At 69.3% G+C, this 21,017-nt stretch carries 19 protein-coding genes; 5 read left to right on the top strand and 14 right to left on the bottom strand.

What is annotated here, in order from left to right; translation table 11 throughout:
• Positions 1 to 12: 12 nt before the first annotated feature.
• Both C9E82_RS10595 and C9E82_RS10590 read right to left on the bottom strand, forming a co-directional pair.
• A complete protein-coding gene (locus C9E82_RS10595; RefSeq protein ID WP_119896997.1) occupies positions 13 to 1,413 on the bottom strand; it encodes a glycosyltransferase family 2 protein in 1,401 nt (466 codons plus the stop codon).
• Between the two features lie 24 nt (positions 1,414 to 1,437).
• Complete coding sequence (locus C9E82_RS10590; protein ID WP_119896998.1) at positions 1,438 to 2,703, bottom strand: nucleotide sugar dehydrogenase; 1,266 nt, start codon at positions 2,701 to 2,703, stop codon at positions 1,438 to 1,440.
• Positions 2,704 to 3,000: 297 nt separating this feature from the next.
• Here C9E82_RS10590 and C9E82_RS10585 point away from each other — a divergent pair, with 297 nt between their 5' ends.
• The 3 genes from C9E82_RS10585 to C9E82_RS10575 are packed head-to-tail and all read left to right on the top strand — an operon-like array spanning position 3,001 to position 6,079.
• On the top strand, positions 3,001 to 3,885 hold the full coding sequence (locus C9E82_RS10585; protein ID WP_170162003.1) for a YcaO-like family protein: 885 nt from the start codon (positions 3,001 to 3,003) through the stop codon (positions 3,883 to 3,885).
• Positions 3,886 to 3,909: 24 nt separating this feature from the next.
• Positions 3,910 to 5,349 (top strand): peroxidase family protein, encoded by a 1,440-nt coding sequence (locus C9E82_RS10580; protein ID WP_119897000.1) that lies wholly within the window; start codon positions 3,910 to 3,912, stop codon positions 5,347 to 5,349.
• A 1-nt stretch (position 5,350) separates the two neighbouring features.
• Positions 5,351 to 6,079, top strand: coding sequence for a hypothetical protein (locus tag C9E82_RS10575; protein ID WP_119897001.1), 729 nt, complete (start codon positions 5,351 to 5,353; stop codon positions 6,077 to 6,079).
• Here the strand turns inward: C9E82_RS10575 and C9E82_RS10570 are convergent.
• A complete protein-coding gene (locus C9E82_RS10570; RefSeq protein ID WP_119897002.1) occupies positions 6,076 to 7,983 on the bottom strand; it encodes a BTAD domain-containing putative transcriptional regulator in 1,908 nt (635 codons plus the stop codon). The genes C9E82_RS10575 and C9E82_RS10570 overlap by 4 nt on opposite strands.
• Positions 7,984 to 8,121: 138 nt before the next feature.
• On the bottom strand, positions 8,122 to 10,395 hold the full coding sequence (locus tag C9E82_RS10565) for a FepA family TonB-dependent siderophore receptor (RefSeq protein WP_240643438.1): 2,274 nt from the start codon (positions 10,393 to 10,395) through the stop codon (positions 8,122 to 8,124).
• 364 nt (positions 10,396 to 10,759) lie between these two features.
• On the opposite strand from C9E82_RS10565, the gene C9E82_RS10560 reads away from it, so the two are divergent.
• Positions 10,760 to 11,434: a nitroreductase gene (locus C9E82_RS10560; RefSeq protein WP_119897004.1), complete on the top strand. Its 675-nt coding sequence runs from the start codon at positions 10,760 to 10,762 to the stop codon at positions 11,432 to 11,434.
• Here C9E82_RS10560 and C9E82_RS10555 read toward each other — a convergent pair.
• From C9E82_RS10555 to C9E82_RS10520, 8 genes are all read right to left on the bottom strand, one after another.
• Positions 11,431 to 12,543: a thiolase family protein gene (locus C9E82_RS10555; RefSeq protein WP_119897005.1), complete on the bottom strand. Its 1,113-nt coding sequence runs from the start codon at positions 12,541 to 12,543 to the stop codon at positions 11,431 to 11,433. The genes C9E82_RS10560 and C9E82_RS10555 overlap by 4 nt on opposite strands.
• Positions 12,540 to 13,700: an AMP-binding protein gene (locus tag C9E82_RS10550; protein WP_119897006.1), complete on the bottom strand. Its 1,161-nt coding sequence runs from the start codon at positions 13,698 to 13,700 to the stop codon at positions 12,540 to 12,542. The genes C9E82_RS10555 and C9E82_RS10550 overlap by 4 nt, the downstream gene beginning before the upstream one ends.
• On the bottom strand, positions 13,697 to 14,272 hold the full coding sequence (locus C9E82_RS10545; protein WP_119897007.1) for a biotin transporter BioY: 576 nt from the start codon (positions 14,270 to 14,272) through the stop codon (positions 13,697 to 13,699). The genes C9E82_RS10550 and C9E82_RS10545 overlap by 4 nt, the downstream gene beginning before the upstream one ends.
• A 14-nt stretch (positions 14,273 to 14,286) precedes the next feature.
• On the bottom strand, positions 14,287 to 14,895 hold the full coding sequence (locus C9E82_RS10540) for an energy-coupling factor transporter transmembrane component T family protein (RefSeq protein ID WP_119897008.1): 609 nt from the start codon (positions 14,893 to 14,895) through the stop codon (positions 14,287 to 14,289).
• Positions 14,870 to 15,610, bottom strand: a complete 741-nt coding sequence (locus C9E82_RS10535) for an energy-coupling factor ABC transporter ATP-binding protein (protein WP_338068083.1) — start codon at positions 15,608 to 15,610, stop codon at positions 14,870 to 14,872. The genes C9E82_RS10540 and C9E82_RS10535 overlap by 26 nt, the downstream gene beginning before the upstream one ends.
• 113 nt (positions 15,611 to 15,723) lie before the next feature.
• Positions 15,724 to 16,905 carry an acetyl-CoA C-acyltransferase gene (locus C9E82_RS10530; RefSeq protein WP_119897009.1) on the bottom strand — a complete coding sequence of 394 codons (1,182 nt, stop codon included), beginning with the start codon at positions 16,903 to 16,905 and terminating at the stop codon, positions 15,724 to 15,726.
• A gap of 12 nt (positions 16,906 to 16,917) precedes the next feature.
• The gene (locus C9E82_RS10525; protein ID WP_119897010.1) at positions 16,918 to 17,676 is read right to left on the bottom strand and encodes an SDR family NAD(P)-dependent oxidoreductase; all 759 of its coding nucleotides are present in this window, start codon (positions 17,674 to 17,676) and stop codon (positions 16,918 to 16,920) included.
• Positions 17,677 to 17,694: 18 nt separating this feature from the next.
• Entirely contained in the window at positions 17,695 to 18,828 is a 1,134-nt protein-coding gene (locus C9E82_RS10520) for an acyl-CoA dehydrogenase family protein (RefSeq protein ID WP_119897011.1), read from the bottom strand.
• A gap of 96 nt (positions 18,829 to 18,924) precedes the next feature.
• On the opposite strand from C9E82_RS10520, the gene C9E82_RS10515 reads away from it, so the two are divergent.
• Positions 18,925 to 19,545 (top strand): TetR/AcrR family transcriptional regulator, encoded by a 621-nt coding sequence (locus tag C9E82_RS10515; protein WP_205962138.1) that lies wholly within the window; start codon positions 18,925 to 18,927, stop codon positions 19,543 to 19,545.
• A 62-nt stretch (positions 19,546 to 19,607) separates the two neighbouring features.
• Here C9E82_RS10515 and C9E82_RS10510 read toward each other — a convergent pair whose 3' ends face one another.
• Positions 19,608 to 19,805, bottom strand: coding sequence for a hypothetical protein (locus C9E82_RS10510; protein ID WP_119897013.1), 198 nt, complete (start codon positions 19,803 to 19,805; stop codon positions 19,608 to 19,610).
• A 195-nt stretch (positions 19,806 to 20,000) separates the two neighbouring features.
• Entirely contained in the window at positions 20,001 to 21,017 is a 1,017-nt protein-coding gene (locus tag C9E82_RS10505; protein WP_119897014.1) for a histone deacetylase family protein, read from the bottom strand.

The following is a 21,017-nucleotide window of genomic DNA, read 5'->3' as shown; positions in this document are numbered from 1 at the left end:
TCCCCCGATATGCTAGCCGGCCGCGGATGGCTGGCGGCGCGCCGTTTCGTCCGCCTCGCAGGCGGCGATGTCGGCGGCCGGGACGGTCACGGCCTCCGGGACCGGAAAGGGCCGCGCCGCGGGCGGGAAGTCCAGCCTCAGCGTTGCCGGATCGGCGCTTGCGTGCCAGACCTCATAGGCGGCGTTGTAGCTGCGGCGGGTCTCGGAGACCCCGCTTGCGGTGTTCAGCCCGTGCTCCGCGTCGTTGGTCAGGCTGCCGGTCAGGTCCAGGCAGAGCATCGCGAAGAGGTCGAAATCCCGATAGGCCGGGCCCAGCACCCGCTGCACGCGGTTCAGCATCTCTCCATCCGCGCCGAAGCGCACCGAATCCCAGAAGCCCAGCTGCCTGTCCATCGTCTGACGATGAAACAGGCACGAGATGAAGGCCCGCCTGCGGATCCCGTCGGGAGAATGATGCGGGCTGGTGCCGATCACGTTGCCGAACCGGCCCGAGGAGGCGACGCGCAGCATGAAATTCGTCCCGGCCCGGATCGCGCCCTGCGTCTGCAGCACGGCCGCGACGTGGTTCTCGATCCGCTGCGGATGGGCCCAGTCGTCGGCGTCATGGCCGGTGATCCAGTCGCCGCTGGCTTCGCGCAGGGCGAGGTTCTTGGACACGTAGGGGCCGACATTGCGCGGATTGCGGCGGATCCTGACCCGCGGATCGGCGGCGGCCAGCCCCTCAAGCACCCGCCAGGTGCCGTCGCTGCTGGCGTCGTCGACGATCAGCAGCTCCAGGTTGGTCCAGGTCTGGCGCAGGATCGAGCCCGCCGCGGCCCCGACCGTCGCGGCCGCGTCATGGGCGGGCATGATGATGCTGACCTTCGGGCCGCCGGTGACGGCGGGCAGGGGCGCGGTGGTCAGCCGGTGCAGCAGCGAGCCGCCGTCCCGCAGCGCGACGGGTGCGATCCGGTAGGGGGCCAGGTAGGCGTTCAGATGCGCCAGCCACGCGTTCCAGCCGCCCGCGGCGACGGCCTTGTTCGCCTGGAACAGCTGCAGCGGCCGGTCCGCCTCGGGTCCCAGATGGGCGCGGGCAAGGCGCATCGCGTCACCGTCGCGGCCGGTCCGGGCCAGCGCCATGGCCGCCATCATCACCCGGCTTGCCTGGACCGGCAGCGGGCCGTGCTCCAGCCGGTGGATCAGCGCCGATCCGCCCGAATTGCCGATGCCGGGCGCGGCGATGCGAAAGAAGGTCTCGCTGAAATCGGGGCCCGGATCGCGATGGGTCAGCAGCCCGATGCGCAGGAAATGCTCCAGCGGGTCCATCCCGGTCAGCGCCACGTCGGGATAGGCGGCGGCATACCAGCCGGCATCGAACAGGCCCGATGCCAGCAGCGCCTTGCGCAGCCGTTCCGTCTTGTCGATCGCCGCCATGGCCGCCTCCCCTCGCGCCGATGACTAGAGCCGCAGGTCGCTGGCCGATTTCGCGAATGCCGCCTTCATGTCGAAGAAGACCCCGCCCGGCCGCAGGAAACGCCGCAGCCGATCCGCCCCCTGCCGGACATAGTCGTCATGCGGCACGGCAAGGACCAGTGCATCATAGGCCGCTTCGCTGGCCGGCGACAGCGTCACGCCATATTCCTGGGCCAGTTCCTCGGGATCGGCATGGGGATCGTCCACCATGGCCTCGATCCCCCATTCCCGCAGGGCCGAGATCAGGTTGACCACCTTGGTATTGCGCACGTCGGGGCAGTTTTCCTTGAAGGTCGCGCCCAGGATCATCACGCGGGCATCCTTGACCGGCAGGTCCCTGTCGATCATCGCCCTGACCAGCCGCCGCGCCACCTCGCGCGGCATCCCGTCATTGATCTCGCGCGACAGGCGGATGATGTCGGGAATATGCCCGGCCTTCTCGGAGCGGTGCAGCAGGTAATAGGGATCGACGCCGATACAATGGCCGCCGACCAGCCCCGGTTTCAGGCGCATGAAGTTCCACTTGGTCGAGGCCGCGTCGATCACGTCCGAGGTGTCGATGCCCAGCCGCGCGAAGACCATCGACAGCTCGTTGATCAGCGCGATGTTGACGTCGCGCTGGGTGTTCTCGATCACCTTCGCGGCCTCGGCCACGCGGATCGAGCTGGCCTTGAAGGTGCCCGCCGGGATGATCGAGCCGTAGAGGGCGTCGACGAAATCCGCGATCTTGGGGGTCGAGCCGGATGTGACCTTGACGATATTGGTGATCGGCCGGGCCTTGTCGCCGGGATTGATCCGCTCGGGGCTGTATCCGGCGAAGAAGTCGCGGTTGAAGCGCAGGCCCGAGCGCGCCTCGACCACCGGGATGCAGTCGTCCTCGGTCGCGCCGGGATAGACGGTCGATTCATAGATGACGATATCGCCCTTCGCGATGACCTGCCCGACCGTTTCCGAGGCCGAGACGAGCGGCGTCAGGTCCGGCTTGCGATTGTCGTCGATCGGCGTCGGGACGGCGATGACATAGACGTTGCAGTCGCGGATGTCGTCCAGATCCGAACTGTAGCGCAGATGCGGGGCGACGCCCAGGTCCTCGACCTCGCCGGTGCGGTCCTCGCCCCGGCGCAGCTCGTCCACGCGCTTGCGCGAGACGTCGAAGCCAACGGTCTGATATTGTTTTCCGAATTCTACCGCCAGCGGCAGGCCGACATAGCCCAGCCCGATGATCGCGATGCGGGCGCGTTCCAGATCCATACTTCCTACACATTCTTACAGCGGCAACCCGCCCTGTATGGAGAATTCCGGCCCCGGCTGCAACCGGACCGCGACAGGAAATGGCCCCGCGGAGTTGCAGATCGTGAAGATTTTCGCCGGGCCGGGCGCGCCGCAACGGCTTGATTGTGCATACATATCGGAGGGGCGGGGGCTATTTCGCGGGTCAGGCAAGAAACCGCTTGGTTCACCGCAAGGGGCGTGTATCACGAAAAGATCACGTTCGGTTTCGAACATCGCTGACATGAGCAGAAAATGCCCCGCGACGTGAGAACGACAATGACCGAATTGCAGCGCAAGCCGAACGAGTTGGTTGGCTATTGGCAACGATATGATTGGCGCGAAAGCTTTTTTACCCCCAGCATCCACATCCTGCAGGCCCTGACGCTGGACGGCCGCACCGCCAGCGGCGCCGGCCGCACGCGCGAGGCGGCCTTCCTGCGCTGCCTGGGCGAGACCGCCGAGCTTCACGCGCTGGCCGCGCGCGCGCATGTGGGGGCGAATGATTTCGCGGCCCGGCGCGACGGGATCGCCGCCCATCCCGATGCCGACCGCGCCCGCCAGGCCGCGCTGCTGGAGGCCTATGAACGATTTGCGGTGCTGCGCTGGTGGCACGGGCTGGCCGAGGCGCAGCCGCTGTCGGAACGCTGGCTGGCGGGGCAGGGGCTTGGCTCGCACCTGGAGACGGCGCGCTGGGGGGCGGCGCTGAGGCGGCGCACGGGCTGGTGGCGGATCGCGGGCAGCGCCGGGCCCACGGTGATGATCTGCCGCAGCATGAGCCCCGAGGGGCAGGACCCGGTCCTGGGCTTCGGCGCCGATCCCGATCCGCTGCGCGCCGCGCGCAAGGCGCTGCGCGAGCTGTTCCTGATGGAGATGAACCTGATGGAGCTGATGGCGGCGCGGCGCACCGGGCGCGAGGCGGAACTGCAGCATGTGCAGGACCGCATCCTGGCCTATGCGCGGCGCGGGCCGCAGCTTCTGCCGGCCAGCCCGCCGGTGACGCCGGTCCAGCCCGCCGCGCTGCCCGCGCCGCGCGAATGGTTCGGGACCGGGCTTTCGCTTCACGCCATTACCCCCGCCGACGGCCCGCTTGCCGTCTGGCTGTGCCGTCCCGACCTGCCGGCGCCCGCAGAGGACGCGGCGCATGGCCTGCCCTTTCTCTAGGGCCGCAACAAGATGGAGGATGCAATGCCACAGACGACCGCCACCCGACGCTTCGCCCCCGTCTGTCGTTTCGGTTGCAGCCCCGGCCCGATCGACACGGCCCTGCCCGTCGCCGTCAATGGCGCGGATGCGGGCGGGAACGCCGCCGTGCAGCCGTCGGCCGCGGACATCCGCGTCGAAGGGGCGCGGCAGATGCCCGAGATCCTGCTGCGCACGACACCCGCCTGGCGCCGCGCCTGCCTGGCCGAGGTTTCGCATGTGCCGGCGGGCTATACCTATCTGGGCCAGCTGATGGGCCATGACATCGGCAGCAGCGTGACGCAGGACAGCGTGCCGCATGTGACGCGCGGCAATGCGACCGGCGCGGCGGCGCTGCTGGGGGAACATCACTACAACCTGATCGACAATCCGCTGACGCTGGAGACGGTCTATGGCCCCGGCCCGATGATGCTGTCGCATCTCTACGATCCGGGGACGATGCTGTTCCGCCTGACGCCGGGGGCGCGGCTGGCGCGGGTCTATGGCCGCGGCGCCGGGCGCGACCCGGACCCGGTGCCGTTCCGCGCGCTTTACGACGAACGCAACCGCGACACGCTGATGCTGCACGAGCTGGCCGTCGCCTGGATGCAGTTCCACAATCTCTGCGCGCGCCGGCTGATGGCGGGCGGAATGCCGCCCTTCGCCGCCTATGTCGCCACGCGCGGCCATGCGGTGCGGGTCTGGCACGGCATCATCCGCACCGACGTGCTGCCGCGCTTCCTGCATCCCCGGATCGCCGCCCTGCCCGAAGAGGCGCTGGCCGACGAATGGCACCTGGACGAGGCGACGCTGCTGCAGGGGCTGTTCCGCGCCTTCCACGCCATGCCGCTGGCCGCCTATCAGCTGGGCCGCTCGGGGCTGCACAATCTGTCGGCCCTGCTGAAGACCGGCTTCGGCCCCAGCGAGGCCGAGACCGACTGGCATGTCGACTGGCCGCTGTTCTTCGGCCAGAGGCCGGGCGGGCCGATAAGCGGGCTGTCGGCCAGCGTCGCGCCGGAACTGCGCGCGCCGGTCAGCGCCGCCGCCGTGATCCAGATGGACGATCAGACGGAAATCCAGGCCAAGCCGCTGCGCCTGGGCAATGACGAACTGCGCGCCGCGCTGGCAAGGCTGCCCGACGACTGGCCCCGGCAGCTGCGCCCCGAGGCCATGGCCCGCGACTTCGCCGCCCGCTATCCCGACGCGCCGGTCCGCCTGACCGGTCCGGTGATCGAATGGGGGCCGCTGTTCCAGGCGCTGATGGTCGAGGCGCAGCTGCATGGCCAGGCCGGCGGTTTCGGCCCCCTGGGCAGCGCGCTTCTGCGCCGCTCGATCACCGAATCCATGCGCCGCGTGCGGCTTGCGCCCGAACCCGAGGCGGCGCGCGCGCTGCCGGTGCCGGCAACGATGCTGGAGCTGATCAATCTTGTTCGAGAGGGAGTGTGAGATGAGTGACGAAAAGCATTATGTGATCGTGGGCGCCGAGGTCGACCAGACCGAGCGCTGGCTGCTGCCCGATGGCACGATCGCCGATCAGCCGGCGCCGGGGGCGATCCCGCTGAACGTGGAATTCATCGGCCGGCTGATGGTCGAGCTGTCGATCCGCGGCAAGGCGCAGCTGTCCAGGCAGGAACTGGACCGCGCGCAAGAGCAGGTCAGGGCGGCGCTGATGGTACAGGATTTCTCGGCGCTGGACGGCAGCGCGGGTCTGAGCGATGCCGAACGCGCCGCGATCCTGGAGCGGACCACCGTCCGCATCGAGTTCGAGAGCCGCAGCCGGGATGCCTGCGGCCCGGACCGCAACAGCCGCATCCTGGTCGTGCCTTCGGACAAGACGCTGGAGATCACCCAGGAGATGCTGGAACGGCAGGGCAAGGCCGAGGGCTTTCGCCCGCCGCTGTCCTACGAGCTGGACAAGTCGCTGATGCTGGCCAGCCTGAAATCCGAGATCCTCGCGATGGTGCGCGAATTCGCCGGAAAGGCGCCGCCGGACAAGTGGACCCCGGAACTGCAGGCCGCTCTGGAGACGCATATGGCAGAGGCCGTGGCCGAACGCTCGGTCTTCAAGGATGGCGGCGGGCTGCCCGCCGACGACGTCAAGAACGAGATCATGACCAGCCCGATGCGCGCCTTCCACCGCTCGGTCGGGATCTATGCGACGAACATGTGCCGCTAGCCGGCGCGGCGCGGCGTCGCGGCGCGGGCGATCCCTTCCAGCGTGGCGCGCAGGTCCAGGCGGATCTGCTCGTCGCGCAGCGGAAAGATCGAGGTGAACCAGTCCAGGATGTCGCCGTCGCAGGGCGCGGGCGGGCCGCACCATTCGGCCCGGATCTCGTCCAGATAGGCGGCCAGGCGCCGCGCGGCCTCGTCCCGGCGGCCCAGCTGCCACAGCGCCGCGCTGTGCCAGCCGCCGACCGTCGGCATCAGCCCGGCGCCGCGCCCGCATTGTTCGGCCGCGCTTTCGTAGTCGCCCAGCAGATAGTCGGCGGCGGCCAGGTAGATCAGGTGGAACGGCTCGACCACGGCCGAATGCCGCCGCGCCTCGGCCACCAGCTCGGCGGTGCGGGCCTCTTCGCCCGCGAAGGCGAAACCCAGCGCGCAGGAGGCCAGCGTCAGCGGGCTGCTGCGGTTGAGGTTCAGCGCCTGGTCGAAATGGAACCCCGCCAGCCCGAATTCCCCCTTGTGGCAATAGCACCAGCCCAGGACCCGGTGGGCGCGGGTGTCCATCGGATCGGTCGAGACGGCGATGATCGCGTGATGCAGCGCGTCCTGCTTGACGTCCTCGGTCTGCCGGGTGCCGGGCAGCAGGACGTGGCGCACATTCAGCGCCCCGGCCAGTTCCGCATGGGCGGGGCCGAAGCGCGGCGATTCCTCGGTGATCTCGCGCAGCATGGCCAGCGCCTCGCCCTCGGTCTCGGGCGACCAGGCATCCAGGAGCGCCTGCGCCTTCAGCCAGCGGTCATAGATCGCCGCACCGAAATCGGTCAGCGAGCGGTCCGAGACCACGATCGACAGCGCATTGGCGATATTGGCCAGCAGCACCCGGACCTTCGCCTCCCAATCCGCCTCGGGCTGGTCGATCACCTCTGACCACAGCAGATCGCCATCCTCTCCGCGCTGCACCTCGACGAACAGCCGGTGCAGGCCCTGGGCCAGGACCGGCCGCAGGGTGATGCGCGCCTTGGGCCGTTCCGGGCCCTCGGCCTCGATCACGCGCCATTCGCGGAACCGCCCCATGCGCATCCGCAGGTCCGCGAACAGCACCGTGTGAAAGCTGGCCAGCTCGCGGTCCCCGGTCTGGGCGGGCAGCAGCGCGACCGCAAGGCTGATCTGCGGCCGCCGGTCGGTCGCGGCCTGCCGCCGGGGCGGTGCCACCGGGTCCAGCTTGATCGCGGCCAGCAATTCGATCGTCTCGGCCTCGGGCTCCTGGTCGAATTCCTCGGCCAGATGGGCATAGAGCGTGTTGTAGCGCTCGATGGCGCGGGTGGCGTGCCCGGCCTGCCAGTCCTGCGACATCAGATAGCGGACGGCGACCTCGTTGGCGGGCTCCAGCTCCAGCGCGAATTCCGCTGCCAGCCGGGTCTCGCCCGCCGCGTCCTCGCCCGCGACGGCCAGCCGCCGGTCCAGCGCCCGGCGCACCACCGACAACAGCGTCGAGCGGGTGATCGCCAGCCAGCTGTCGAAAGAGCTGCTGATGCCCTGAAGCCGGAGGGTGAAGCCGACGATTTCCCGGATCCGCTCGGCCGCAGCCGCGTCCCAGGGATTGGCGGAAAGGCCGGCAAGGAAATAATCAGACAGGCTGAAGGGCTCGGCCAGCCGCAGCGCGATCTGCCCGCCGCCGGTATCCAGCGCGACCCCGCCGGCATCGCCGGTGGCGCGGCGGATATGGCGCACCACCTGCCGATATGATGCCGCCGCGCGCTGGCCGTCGGAGTCCTGCCAGAACAGGTCCACGACCTTCTCGACCCGGTGGACGCGGTCGGAATCGGCCAGCAGGTAATAGAGCAGCGCCTGCGCGCGGCGCAGCCGGAGTGACGACAAAAGCGCCAGAAAGGTCGAAGGCGTCCGGTTCAGGGGCATCGTCAGGCTGATCGTTACTGCATTTCCATTAAGCACCGCAGCCCGGTCGCGCCAAGAACAGAATGGTTCAATCGCTGCTTCCGACGAAAAACGCCGCCCCGTTTCCGGGACGGCGCAAGGAACGGGCAGGCCGCCCGCTCAGAAGGACTTGTTGAGCGAGATATAGAAGGCCCGGCCCGGTTCGTTGAAGGTGTTGGCGCCGTCGCTGGTATTGGTGCGCAGGATCTGCTTGTCGAACAGGTTCGTCACCCCGGCCGACAGCCGCGCGGTATCGGTGATCTCCCAGCTTGCGCCCAGATTGACCAACGTATAGCCGGGGCGATTTTCCGGGTCCTCGTAGACGCCGCCGGTGGTGTTCGACGCGGTGGCCGCCTCGATCTCGCCATAGCGGGTGGCCGAAAGCGTCAGGGTCAGCGCCTCGGTCGCGTACCAGTCCAGCGAGGCGTTGATCGTATGATCCGGCACCAGGCTCAGCGGCTGGCCGTCGCCGTCCTCGGACTTGATCATCTTGGTGAAATTCGCGTTGAAGGCGAAGCGATCACCCAGCGGGGTCGAGAAATTGCCCTCCAGCCCCGAGATGACGGCCTTTTCCTGGTTGTCCCAGCGGAACAGGCGGTTGGTCTCGGCGCCGGGGTTGTACTGGATCTGGCCCGAGGCGATGCGGTTCTTGTAGTCGTTGTGGAAGTAGGTCAGGCTGGCGTCGATGCCGCTGAAGCCCTGATAGGCGACGCCGATTTCCTTGTTGACGCTGGTTTCCGCTTCCAGATCCGGGTTGCCCAGAACATAGCAGGGACCGCTGAGGCGTTCGCCATCGACATAGGGACAGCCGTTGCCCATGGTCGTGTAGACATAGTTCGGGTTCAGCTGGAACAGGTTCGGCGCCTTGAAGGCCCGCGCCACGCCCAGCTTCATCGACCATTCGTCATTGAAGGCATAGGTGGCGTTCAGGCTGGGCGACCACGCGCTGCCGAAATTGTCGTTATAGTCGAAACGCAGCGCCGGGGTCAGCGTCAGCCGGTCGTTCCATTCGATATTGCTTTCGACATAGAGACCGATCGTGTGCTGGTCGACCTTCGGATCGCGGTTCTCGCCAACTGGATCGATATCAAACTCTTCTCCCAGTTCTTCGTTGGGCGTCCCGTCCGGATTGTTTAGGTTTCCGCGGATCGAAACCGAGTCCTCCATGAATTCGCCCCGATATTCGGCACCGAAGGTCACGCGGCTGCGCTTTGTGCCCAGATCCATGGGCATGTTCCATTCGGTTTTAGCGGCTACGTTATCCAGCTTGGCGGTACTGTAGCCGGGCGCATCGTGTTCACCGTCACCATCCGTATCGACGCAGCCGGTGATCGAGCCCTCTACGCTGCCCGCCGTGCCTTCGCAGAAACGGGTGTTGCGGGTGTTTTCCCATTGCAGATAGCTGAGCGAGTCACCGAAATCATATTCGCCCCGATGGGTAAGGGCCAGCGTCCGGCGATACATCCGGTTGGTCTCGGTGCCGATCAGGTTGGTGCCGTTCACGTCCTCGATGACCGAACCGAACATGGTGTCGCCGGCGAAGATGTTGCCCTGACGCGAAAAATTGGCTTCGAAGTCGATCTCATGGCCGGGGGCGACGTGCCAGGTCAGCAGCGCGCCAAGGTCCTTGTTGACGACACCCTCGCGTCCCGCCAGGTTGCGGAAGGTAGGGTTGCCCTCCTCGTCCAGAACCGGATTGCCGTCATCGTCCAGCACCGGGACAAGGTTGATGTCGGGCGCGTCGGCGTCGGTCTTGTTATGGTTTCCGAACAGCCGGAACGTGAAATTCTCGCCCGCCGGGCCGGCCAGCATGAAATTCGAGCGCACCGTGTCGCCTTCCTTGCGGCTTTCCGGCGAATTGTAATGCATTCCGACCTGGCCCGAGAAAGTGTCCGGGCGCTTGGTGATGATGTTGACCACGCCGCCCGACGAACCCGAGCCATAGCGCGCCGCAGCCGGTCCGCGCAGGACCTCGATCCGCTCGATCATCTCGGCGGGCACCCAGTTGGAATCGCCGCGCGTGTCGCGTTCGCCGTTGCGGCTCATGCGGATCGAGTTGCGCGACATGACCGGCTTGCCGTCGATCAGGATCAGCGTGTTCTCCGGTCCCATGCCGCGAATGTCGATCTGGCGCTGGTTGCCGCGCTGCCCCGAGGCGGTGGCGCCGGTCAGGTTCACGCCGGGCATCTTGCGGACGACCTCGGAAATGTCGTTGACGACCGGGGTCTTCTCCAGATCCTCCTCGGTGATCTGCGAGACGCCGAGCGCCTGCTTGACCTGTTCCTGCGCGGTGATGACGATATCGTCCAGCACCAGCGTCTCGCCGGTGTCCTGCGCGGCAAGCTGGCCGGGCAGGATCGCCAGCGCCAGTCCGATCGCGGTGCTTGATGCCAAGCGTTGCGCCTTGAACCTCATTGTTCACTCCGTGGTTACAGATAAAGAGGAGGCATTGCTGGCATGGGAAGCTGGCGTAGCTGCATGGAAGCGGTGCGGGCGTTTCACCGGCACGATCCGCGGGAAACGGGGATTCTGCACCGGGGGAACGAAAGACCACCTTGGGCGCGACAGGGGCCCCAGCCCTGCCGCGAAGTCAAGAAGCCGTGATCGGCCGGCGCGGCGACTGTGGTATTCCGACAACAATTGTCGGGAATCGGTCGCGGCTTGACGCCCCGCGTCGCCTCCGACAATTTGCGCGGGGTTCGCGATCCGTTGCGGCAAGCGCCGCGGCCTCGCATCGGCCCCTTGCGCAAGGCGGGAAATGGAACGTGATTTCAGCAGCCTGATGCGGCGCCGGCGCTCGGTTCGGGCCTATCGCGACCGGCCGGTCGCGCGCGCCGAGATCGAGGAGATCTGCCGGCTGGCGCGCATGGCGCCAAGCGGGGCCAACCTGCAGCCCGGTCATTTCCACGTGCTGACCGGCCCGCCCCTGCGCGATGTTGTCGCAGGGCTTGAGGCGGCGATCGCGGCGGGCCTGCCCGAGGCGCCCGAATATTCCTGGTTCCCCGATCCGATGCCCGCGGCGCTGAAGGCGCGGCAGCGGGCGGCGGGCCATGCGCTCTATCAGGAATTGGGGATCGAGCGGCGCGACCTGGAGGGACGGCGGCGGCAGTTCCGGCGCAACTATGCGTTCTTCGGGGCGCCGGTGGGCGTGGTCGTGACCATCGACCGGGGCATGGGCAAGGGCGGCTTCATGGATCTGGGGATGAGCCTGATGGCCTTCCTGCTGGCGGCCGAGGATCGCGGGCTGGGCGCGACCGGCATCGGCGCGCTGGCGAATTACGGGCCGACGGTCCACAGGCTGCTGGACCTGCCGGACCGGGAAATGGTCGTCTGCGGGATCGCGCTTGGCTGGCCCGATCCCGATGCGCCGGAAAACGGCCTGCGCACCGCGCGCGAGGACCTGCCCGCCTTCACCAGCTTTCGGGGCTTCTAGGCCAGGCGTTCCAGCAGGGCGGCGGTGCCCAGCCCGCCCGCGGCGGCGATGGCGGCCAGCCCGGTCCGGCCCCCGGCTTCCAGTTCGTGAAACAGCCGCACCAGGTTGATCGCGCCCGAGGCGCCGATCGGATGGCCGCGTGCCAGCGCCCCGCCGCCGCGATTGATCCTGTCCGCCGGCAGCCCGGCCAGCCGGGCGCAGGCGATGGCCTGGACGGCGAAGGCCTCCATCAGCTCGATGGCATCTAGCGCGTCGGGCGTCAGCGCGGCGGCCTTCAGCACCGCGCGGATGGCGGGAACCGGCGCAAGGCCGGGCAGTTCGGGATCGGCGCCAAGGGTCGCGCCGGCGAGGATGCGCAGCCTGGGCGTGGACAGGCGCCGCGCGACCCGGCCCGAGACCAGCAGGCAGAAGCCCGCGCCATCGGCGGCCACGGCGGTATTGGCGGCGGTGACGCTGCCCGCCAGCACCGGCGCGCGGGCGCAGGTCCGCGCATTCATGCGGCGCGTGAAACTGTCGGCGCATATATCTGAAATGACAGTGATTTCGCTGCGGATGCGGGGCAGGGCAGCCAGGGCGCTTGCATGGCTGGCGATGGTCCATTCGTCCTGTTCCGCGCGCGAGATGCCCAGCCGGGCGGCGATGGCCTCGGCGGCCTCGGTCATGCCGGGATCGCGCTCGGGCCAGGGGGTGAAGGGCGGCTGTTCATAGGCGGCGGGCGGGCCACCGTCAGGGTCGGTGCGCAGCCGCAGCGGGCGGCGCGACCAGCTTTCGGCGCCGCCGGCGATGACGACCTCGTGCCGCCCCGCGCGGATCAGCGCATCGGCCAGCAGGACCGCGTCCAGGCCGCCGCAGCATTGCCGGTCGATGGACAGGCCCGCCACCCGCTCGGGCAGCCCCGCCGCCAGGGCGGCCACTCGCGCCGGATTGCCGCCCGCCCCCAGCGCATTGCCCAGGATCACCTCGTCCACGTCCTCGGGGCGCAGTCCCGCGTCGCGCAGCAGATCGGTCATGACCGGGGCGGCAAGCTGGTGGATCTCCAGCATCCGGAAGGCGCCGCCGCGCGGGGTGACGGCGCTGCGGCGGGCGGCGACGATGACCGGATCGATCACGGCGCCGCGCCGAACAGGCGCGCCAGCGCCGCCAGGTCGGGCTTGTCCGAGGCCAGCAGCGGCAGGCGCGGCAGGAAGACGACGCGGCGCGGCGCGGCATGATCGCCCAGGGCGTCGCGGCAGGCGCGGCGCAGGCGGGCGGCAAGGGCGTCGTCCTGGGCGCCCTCGACCGCGGCGATGACCGCATGGCCGCGCTGCGGGTCGGGCAGGGCGATGGCGGCACAAGGGCCCGCGCCCGCCGCGGCCATCGCGGCCTCGACATCCTCCAGGAACAGGTTGCGGTCGGCGACGGTGACCATCCGGCTTTCCCGGCCGCGCAGGAACAGATGGCCACCCGCATCCAGCCAGCCGATATCGCCGGTGCCGATATGGTTGCCCTCGCGCGGGGGCGGGGCCAGGTCGGGCTCATGATAGCCGTCGAACAGATAGGGGCTGGCGACGAAGATCCGCCCGGCCTCGCCCAGGCGGATCCGCACCCCCGGATAGGCCCGCCCGACCGAGCCCGCCGGGGTTCCGGCATCGGCGATGGTGATGAAGCTGGTCTCCGAGGCGCCGTAGAATTCCCGGATCGCCGCATTCGGGCACAGCGCCGCCATGCCGTCGCGGCAGGCGTCGTCCAGCTTGCCGCCGCCGCAGAAGACATGGCTCACGGCGGGCAGGCCAGGGCCGCCCGCCAGTTGCAGCCGCCGCAGCTGCGTCGGCGTGGCGTAGAGCACGCTGACGCCCGCCTGGGCCAGCTGTCGCATCTGGTTGCGCGGGCTGTCTCCGGCAAGGACCAGCAGCCCGGCGCCCAGATGCAGCGCCTCCAGCGTGGCATAGAGCGACAGCGAATGGCCCAGGTTGCCCAGCACGCCATAGCGGTCATGGGCCGAGAGGCCGAAGCTGTCGCGATTGACCTCGAAACTGGCGATCCACGAGCCATGGCTGCGCCGGATCGTCTTGACCCGCCCGCCCGAGCCCGAGCTTTGGCAATAGAGGAACGGCGCGGGATCGGGCGTGGCGGGGCGGATGCCCTGCTGGCTGGCATGGATGGGCAGGCCGCGGGCCAGGCAGTCCAGCAGCGCGCGCAGGGCGGCCGCGTTCTGGTTGCGCGCGCCGCAGCCGATCACTGCGCCGGGCCGGGCGGGCGCGAAGCACTGCCGGGCCGCGTCCTTCACAGGCGCAGGTCGCCCGCGCCGGCCGCGCCGCGATGCCAGGCCAGCGTCTGCGGCCGGACCCTGGCCAGCGCCTGGACCAGCATCCCGGTGATGCCCGCCTTCAGCAGGTCGCCGGGAATGAACACCGCGACCAGGGTGAAGGCCTCGGCCAGGCTCTTGTCCAGGACGATGGCCAGCCCCGCCGCGCCGAGGATATAGAGGACCACGATCCCGCCGAAGACCGCGCCCAACCCCGCCGCCAGCCCGGCCGAGCGCAGCCGGACATGTTCCACGAAAAGGCCGGTGGCGAAGGCCGCGACCGGGAAGCCGAGCGCGAAGCCCGCGGTGGGCGAGACGAAGACGCCCAGCCCGCCGCGCCCGCCCGCCAGCAGCGGCAGGCCAAGCGCGACCAGCAGCAGGAACAGCCCCGCCGCCGCCGCGCCGCGCCGTGCGCCAAGCACGGCCCCGGCTAGCATGACGCCAAGCGTCTGGGCGGTGATCGGCACGCCGAAGCCAAGCGTGATCTGCGGCACCAGGCCCAGGGCCGCGATCATCGCGGCGAAAAGGGCGACATGGGCGATATTGCGTTCCATGGGGTAAACTCCTGTCATTGCGGTCCAAGGGGGCCGCCCCGCGCGCGCAGAGCTTCGCCGACATGATCGGCGTCGTCCAGTGCCTGCAGGGTCAGCGGCAGGATCAGCCGCCAGCCGGGGCGGCGGCGCGACCGGGCGCGCCAGGCCTCGGCCAGGTTTTCGGCGCGGGCGACCAGCACCGGGGTGAATCGGATGACCAGCGGGATGGCGGTCTCCAGCAGATGGGTGGGCAGGCCCAGGCGGCGCAGCGGCGCGGTCAGGCGGCGGATCAGGTCGACCAGCTCGCCCAGCCCGGTGGTCATCGTCACCAGATTGGCAAGCGCGACCAGCGTGACCATGCGCAGGACGATCAGCGCGCCCGCGCGCAGCTCGCCGGTGACGGCGTGCCAGACCAGCAGGATGGCGACGAAGGGCAGCACCACGCGCAGGCTGCGCAGCCCGGCCTGCAGGAAGACCCGCCCCGGCGCCGCATAGAGCGCCAGCACCAGAAGCAGCGCCGCGACATGGACGGCGGCGCTGCCGGTCAGGAACAGCCCGGTCGAGGCCAGGCACAGCGCCCCCAGCTTGACCCCGGCGGGCCAGCGATGGGCGCGCGTCTCAACCGGCGAGGTCAGCGATATCATCGAGGTCCCCCAGCCGGTTCATCTCGGCGGTGAAGTCGGCCAGCAGCTGCGCGGGCGCGCCCTGCGCGACGATCTGGCCGCGGTCCAGCCAGAACAGCTGATCGCAGCCCTCCAGGTCGGCGGGCTCGTGCGAGATGTGGAACAGGTGCGTGCCCGCCCGGTTCAGATAGCGGCCAAGCTGGCGGCGGGTGGGGATGTCCAGCCCGGCATAGGGCTCGTCCAGGATCAGCAGGCGCGGGCGCATGGCCAGCACCGCCATCATGCAGACCAGGTGCTTCTGGCCCTGCGACAGGGCCGAGATCGGTGCGTCCCGCCAATGCGGCTTGTCGAAGGAGCGCAGCACCGCCTCGCAGCGCGCGGCGGCCTGCACCTTGTCCAGCCCCTGCTGGCGCAGGCCGAAGGCGATCTCCTCGGAGACGCGGGGGAAGATGATCTGGTGCTCGGGGTTCTGGAACAGGATGCCCACGGTTTCCAGCGCCGCGCGGCGGTCGCGGAAGACGTCGATGCCCGCCACCCTGACCTGCCCGGTGGTGGGCGCAAGCAGCCCCGCCAGCAGCCGCGCCAGCGTACTCTTGCCCGATCCGTTGCGCCCGACCACGCCGATGCGGCGGGCCGAGGAATGCAGCGTCAGCCCGGACAGGACCGGACGGCCCCCGGCCTCATAGCCCAGATCGTCCAGCCGGATGGTGAAGTCGGCCGCCTTGGCCATCTGCATCTGCGCGTCCCCCTTGGCTTCCGGCGGGCGCGGGACGCCGGGCGGAATGCTGGCCGCCTTATAGGCGGGCCGCGCGCCGGAATTCAACCGGCGGGACGGGGCAGGGGCGCGCGTCAGAGCAGTTCGATTCCGACGGCCGTGGCCTCGCCGCCGCCGATGCAGACCCCGGCGACGCCGCGCCTGGCCCCGCGCTGGCGCAGCGCGTTCAGCAGCGTCACCACGATCCGCGCGCCCGAGGCGCCGATCGGATGGCCGATGGCGCAGGCGCCGCCCAGCACGTTCATCCGGTCATGCGAGATGTCCAGGTCGCGCATCGCGACCATCGGCACGACGGCGAAGGCCTCGTTGACTTCGAACAGATCGACATCGCCGGCCTGCCAGCCGGTGCGCTGAAACAGGCGCTGGATGGCGAAGACCGGCGCGGTGGTGAACAGCCCCGGCTTGCCCGCGTAAGAGGCATGGCCGGTGATCCGCGCCAGCGGATGCAGCCCGCGCGCCTCGGCCTGCGACTGGCGCATCACCACCAGCGCGGCGGCGCCGTCCGAGATCGACGAGGAATTCGCGGCCGTCACCGTGCCGTCATGGCGGAAGGCGGGCTTCAGGCCGGGGATCTTGTCGGGCCGGGCGCGGGCGGGCTGTTCGTCGGCCTCGACCAGCCGGATCTCGCGGCCCGCCTGGGCCTCGATGCCGATGATCTCGACCGCGGCCTGCCCGCTCGACTGCGCCTCAAGCGCGCGCGACAGCGAGGCCAGCGCATATTCGTCCTGCGCCTCGCGGGTGAACTGATAGGCCTCGGCGCAATCCTCGGCGAAGGTGCCCATCAGCCGGCCCTTGTCATAGGCGTCCTCCAGCCCGTCCAGGAACATGTGGTCCTTGACCTCGCCATGCCCCATGCGAAAGCCGCCGCGAGCCTTGGCCAGCAGATAGGGGGCGTTGGTCATGGATTCCATGCCGCCCGCGACGGTGACGGCAGATGATCCCGCCGCGATCTGGTCATGGGCCAGCATCAGCGCCTGCATCCCCGATCCGCACATCTTGTTCAGCGTCGTGCAGACCGTGCCCAGGGGCAGCCCCGCCCCCAGCGCCGCCTGGCGCGCCGGGGCCTGGCCCTGGCCGGCGGGCAGGACGCAGCCCATCAGCACGCTGTCCACGTCCTCGGGCTGCAACCCGGATTCGGACAGCGCGGCGCGGATCGCGGCGGCGCCCAACTGCGGCGCGGTCAGGCTGGCGAAATCGCCCTGAAAGCCGCCGAGCGGCGTGCGTTTCGCGGAAACGATGACGATGGGGTCTTCCATGGCAGCCTCCTGTCAGGTCATGCGCAGCGCGCCATCCAGCCGGATGGTCTCGCCGTTCAGATAGGGGTTCTCGATGATGTGGCGGACCAGCGCGGCATATTCCGCCGGCAGGCCCAGGCGGTGCGGGAAGGGCACGCCGGCGGCAAGGCTGTCGCGCACCTCCTGGGGCATCCCGGCCATCATCGGGGTCTCGAAGATGCCCGGCGCGATGCACATGACGCGGATCCCGTGGCGGGCGAATTCCCGCGCCGCGGGCAGGGTCAGCGCGGCGACGCCGCCCTTGGACGAGGCATAGGCGGATTGCCCGACCTGCCCCTCGAAGGCGGCGACCGAGGCGGTGTTGACGATCACCCCGCGCTCGCCCGTCTCCAGCGGCTCGGCCTGGGCGATGGCGGCGGCGGCAAGGCGCATCATGTTGAAGGTGCCGGTCAGGTTCAGCGCGATCACGCTTGCATAGCTGTCCAGATCCATCGGGCCGGACTTGCCGACGATCCTGGCGGCGGTCGCGATGCCCGCGCAGTTCACCAGCCCCCGCAGCGGCGCGAAATCCGCCGCCGCCGCGATGGCGGCCTCGGCCTCGGGGGCGCTGGTGATGTCGGTGCGCAGGAACCGCGCGGCCGCGCCCAGTTCCCCGGCCACGCTGGCGCCGCGTTCCGCATCGATGTCGCACAGCGCCACGCGGCCCCCCGCCGCGACCAGCGCGCGCGCGGTCGCCAGCCCCAGCCCCGAGGCGGCCCCGGTGACGACGAAACCTTGTCCTTCGATCTGCATTGCTTCCCCCGTTTGATCCTATGCCGCCAGCGACCGGGCGATCACCATGCGCTGGATGTCGCTGGTGCCCTCGTAGATCTGGCAGACCCGGACGTCGCGCCAGATGCGCTCGACCGGGAAATCCTGCGTATAGCCATAACCGCCGAAACACTGGATCGCGTCCGAGGCCACCCGCTCGGCCATTTCCGAGGCAAACAGCTTGGCCATCGAGGCCGCCTGCAGCGCCGGCTGGCCGGCATCCTTCAGCGCCGCGGCATGCAGCACCATCTGCCGCCCGGCCTCGACGCGCGTCGCCATGTCGGCCAGCCGGAAAGCCACCGCCTGGTGGTCGATCAGCTTGCGGCCCATGCTTTCGCGTTCCCGCGCATAGGCCAGCGCGGCCTCCAGCGCGGCGCGTGCCATGCCGACCGATTGCGCGGCGATGCCGATCCGCCCGCCCTCCAGGTTCGACAGCGCGATCCGGTATCCCTGGCCTTCCTCGCCCAGCAGGTTGCCGGCGGGAATTTCCAGGTCCTCCAGCGCGATCTGGGCGGTGTCGGACAGGTGCTGGCCAGTCTTCTTCTCGATCGCGGCGACCCGCCAGCCGGGCATCGCCGTCGGCACGATGAAGGCCGAGATGCCCTTCTTGCCCGCCTCCGGGTCGGTCACGGCGAAAACGATGGCGATGTCGGCATTCCGCCCCGAGGTGATGAACTGCTTCACCCCGTTCAGCACCCAGCCGCCATTCGTCCGCCTTGCCCGCGTGCGCAGCGCCGAGGCGTCCGAGCCCGCCTGCGGCTCGGTCAGGCAGAAGGCGCCCAGCATCTGCCCGCGCGCCATCGGCCGCAGGAATTCCTCGCGCTGCGCGTGGTTGCCGAAGCGCAGGATCGGCACGCAGCCGACCGAGTTGTGCACCGACATGATGGTGGAAATCGCGCCGCAGCCCGCCGCGATCTCTTCCAGGGCGGCCGCATAGGCGATGCTGTCGGACAGCGCGCCGTCCCATTCCTCGGGGACCAGCATCCCCATCAGGCCCAGCCCGCCCATTTCGGCGATCACCTCGCGCGGGAATTCATGCGTCCGGTCCCAGTCGGCCGCGTTGGGCGCCAGCCTGTCGGCCGCGAAACGGCGCGCCATGTCGCGCACCATCGCCTGTTCCTCGGTCAGCAGCATGGTTCCCCCTCCCTTGCCGGTCTTGACGCGGAATATTCCTGTCAGTAGCGTCTATACTACCTGGTAACATGCCAACGCAACAGTAAAGGCCGTATCGTGGAGCAGACCGCAGACGCCACCCCCTGGGCCGGACGCGACGCCCGCGCCCGCGAACGCGCGGCCAAGCGCGAGGCGGTGCTGCGGACCGCGGCGCAGTTCTTCAATGCGCGGGGGTTTCACGCGACATCATTGGACGATGTCGCGGCGGCGCTGAACGTGACCAAGCCGACGATCTATCATTACTTCGCCAGCAAGGACGAAATCCTGTTCGAATGCACCCGGCGCGGGCTGGACAACATCGCCGGTGCCGCCCGCGATGCGGCGCTGCGCGGCGGCTCGGGCGCCGACCGGCTGCGGCAGATGCTGACCGCCTATGCCCATGTCATCGTCGCCGATTACGGCATCTGCGTCGCGCGCACGCAGGATCACCAGCTGTCACCGGAAAGCAGCGCCCGCTTCCGTGCGCTGAAGCGGGAAATCGACGGGCTGATCCGGCAGGTGATCGCCGAGGGCGCGGCGGACGGGTCGCTCGAGGTCCGCGATTTGCGGATCGCGGCCTTCACCCTGACCGGGGCGCTGAACGGGCTGGCCAACTGGTTCGACCCGGCGGGCCCGGCCAGCGCGGACCAGGTGATCGAGGCGACCGTCGCCACGCTGATGGACGGGATGCTGCCCTGACATGAAAAAGGCAGCCCGAGGGCTGCCTTATCCGTCCGGCCGGCATCCGTTTCGCGGGCCGCCTATTCGGCGGCGAAGGCGGTCGCGTATTGGCCGCACCAGTCGGACGAACGCACCACCGGCCAATAGCCGCGGGTGTCGGCATCCTTCTGGGTGATCGGCGGGTTCGCGCGGCACAGGCCGGAATCCGGCAGGTTGCTGGCCGAATTGGCGACGTGATCTTCATAGAACGCGCAGGCGCTGCAAGCGGCATGGGCCATGTCAATCTCTCCTGACTTGCTGACTTCATCTGGCGGGCGGCTGGCTGGCACGGGCTGGCTGGCTATCCTGGGACCGATATAGGGGCGTTTTCCCGAAGCGTCAATAAAAAACATTGAAAAACAAATAGTTGAGAGAAATTCTCGGACGTATTTGTCCTAGGAAATTGCTCTGGTTTCGGCCTCCGGCACCCGTCCTCAGCCCAGCCCGCCCAGATAGGCGGCCAGGTTGTCCCCCAGCGCCGGCTGCATGTAGCCGCCCTCCTGCACGTTCAGGACCGGCAGGCCGGCGGCGGCGATATTCGCGGCGATGTGTCCGAAGCCTTGGGTCGTGATGGTCATCCCCTGGAACGGATCGCCCTCATGCGCATCCAGCCCCAGCGCCACGACGATGGCCGAGGCGCCGAAACAGGCGATCCGCTGCAGCGCCCGGTCCAGCGCGGCCAGATAGCCCTCGATCCCGGTGCCGCGCGGCAGGGGCAGGTTCAGGTTGAAGCCGTGACCGCGCCCCGTGCCGCATTCCTGCGCGCCGCCGGCATAGAAGGGATAGAACTCCGCCGGATCGACATGGATCGAGACCGTCAGCACGTCGTCGCGGTCATAAAAGATGCCCTGGGTGCCGTTGCCGTGATGCACGTCGATGTCCAGGATCGCCGGGCGATGGCCGTTCCGGCGCAGGTATTCCGCCGCGATGGCCGAATTGTTCAGGAAGCAGAAGCCGCCCGCCAGTTCGCGATAGGCGTGATGGCCCGAGGGGCGGCACAGCGCATAGGCCGCGCCTTCCCCCGCCAGCAGAAGCGCCGCGCCGCCAAGCGCGGTCTGCGCCGACCAGTAGACCGCATCCCATGTGCCGGCCGAGAGCGGGCAGGAAGTATCGGCGTTGTGAAAGCCGATCTGCGCCTCGGTCATGTCGGAATAATGCAGGCCCTGGCCGGGGCAGAAGCGCGAGGGCACGACCTCGGCCAGGTCGGCGACCTCGGCGGCGCGGCGGGCATGGATGCTGCGCAGGAAATCCAGATAGCGCGGCGTGTGGATCGCCCCCAGCGGCGCCATGCCGCGATCCTCGGGCGGCAGGACCCGGCAGCCCGCCGCCCGTGCGCCCCGCAGCAGTTCCGCGACGCGCTGGGGCCGGTCGGGGTTCTGGATCACCTTGCCGTCTAGCAGCCGGAACTGCGGGTCGTGCCGGGTCTGCCTGTCGTCGAAAACCGCCTTCAT

This window comes from Paracoccus sigandri (genome assembly GCF_003709565.1).
Classification (GTDB): domain Bacteria; phylum Pseudomonadota; class Alphaproteobacteria; order Rhodobacterales; family Rhodobacteraceae; genus Paracoccus; species Paracoccus siganidrum.
Note: the sequence above shows the minus strand (reverse complement) of the source record. Positions and strands in the feature narration are given on the sequence as shown.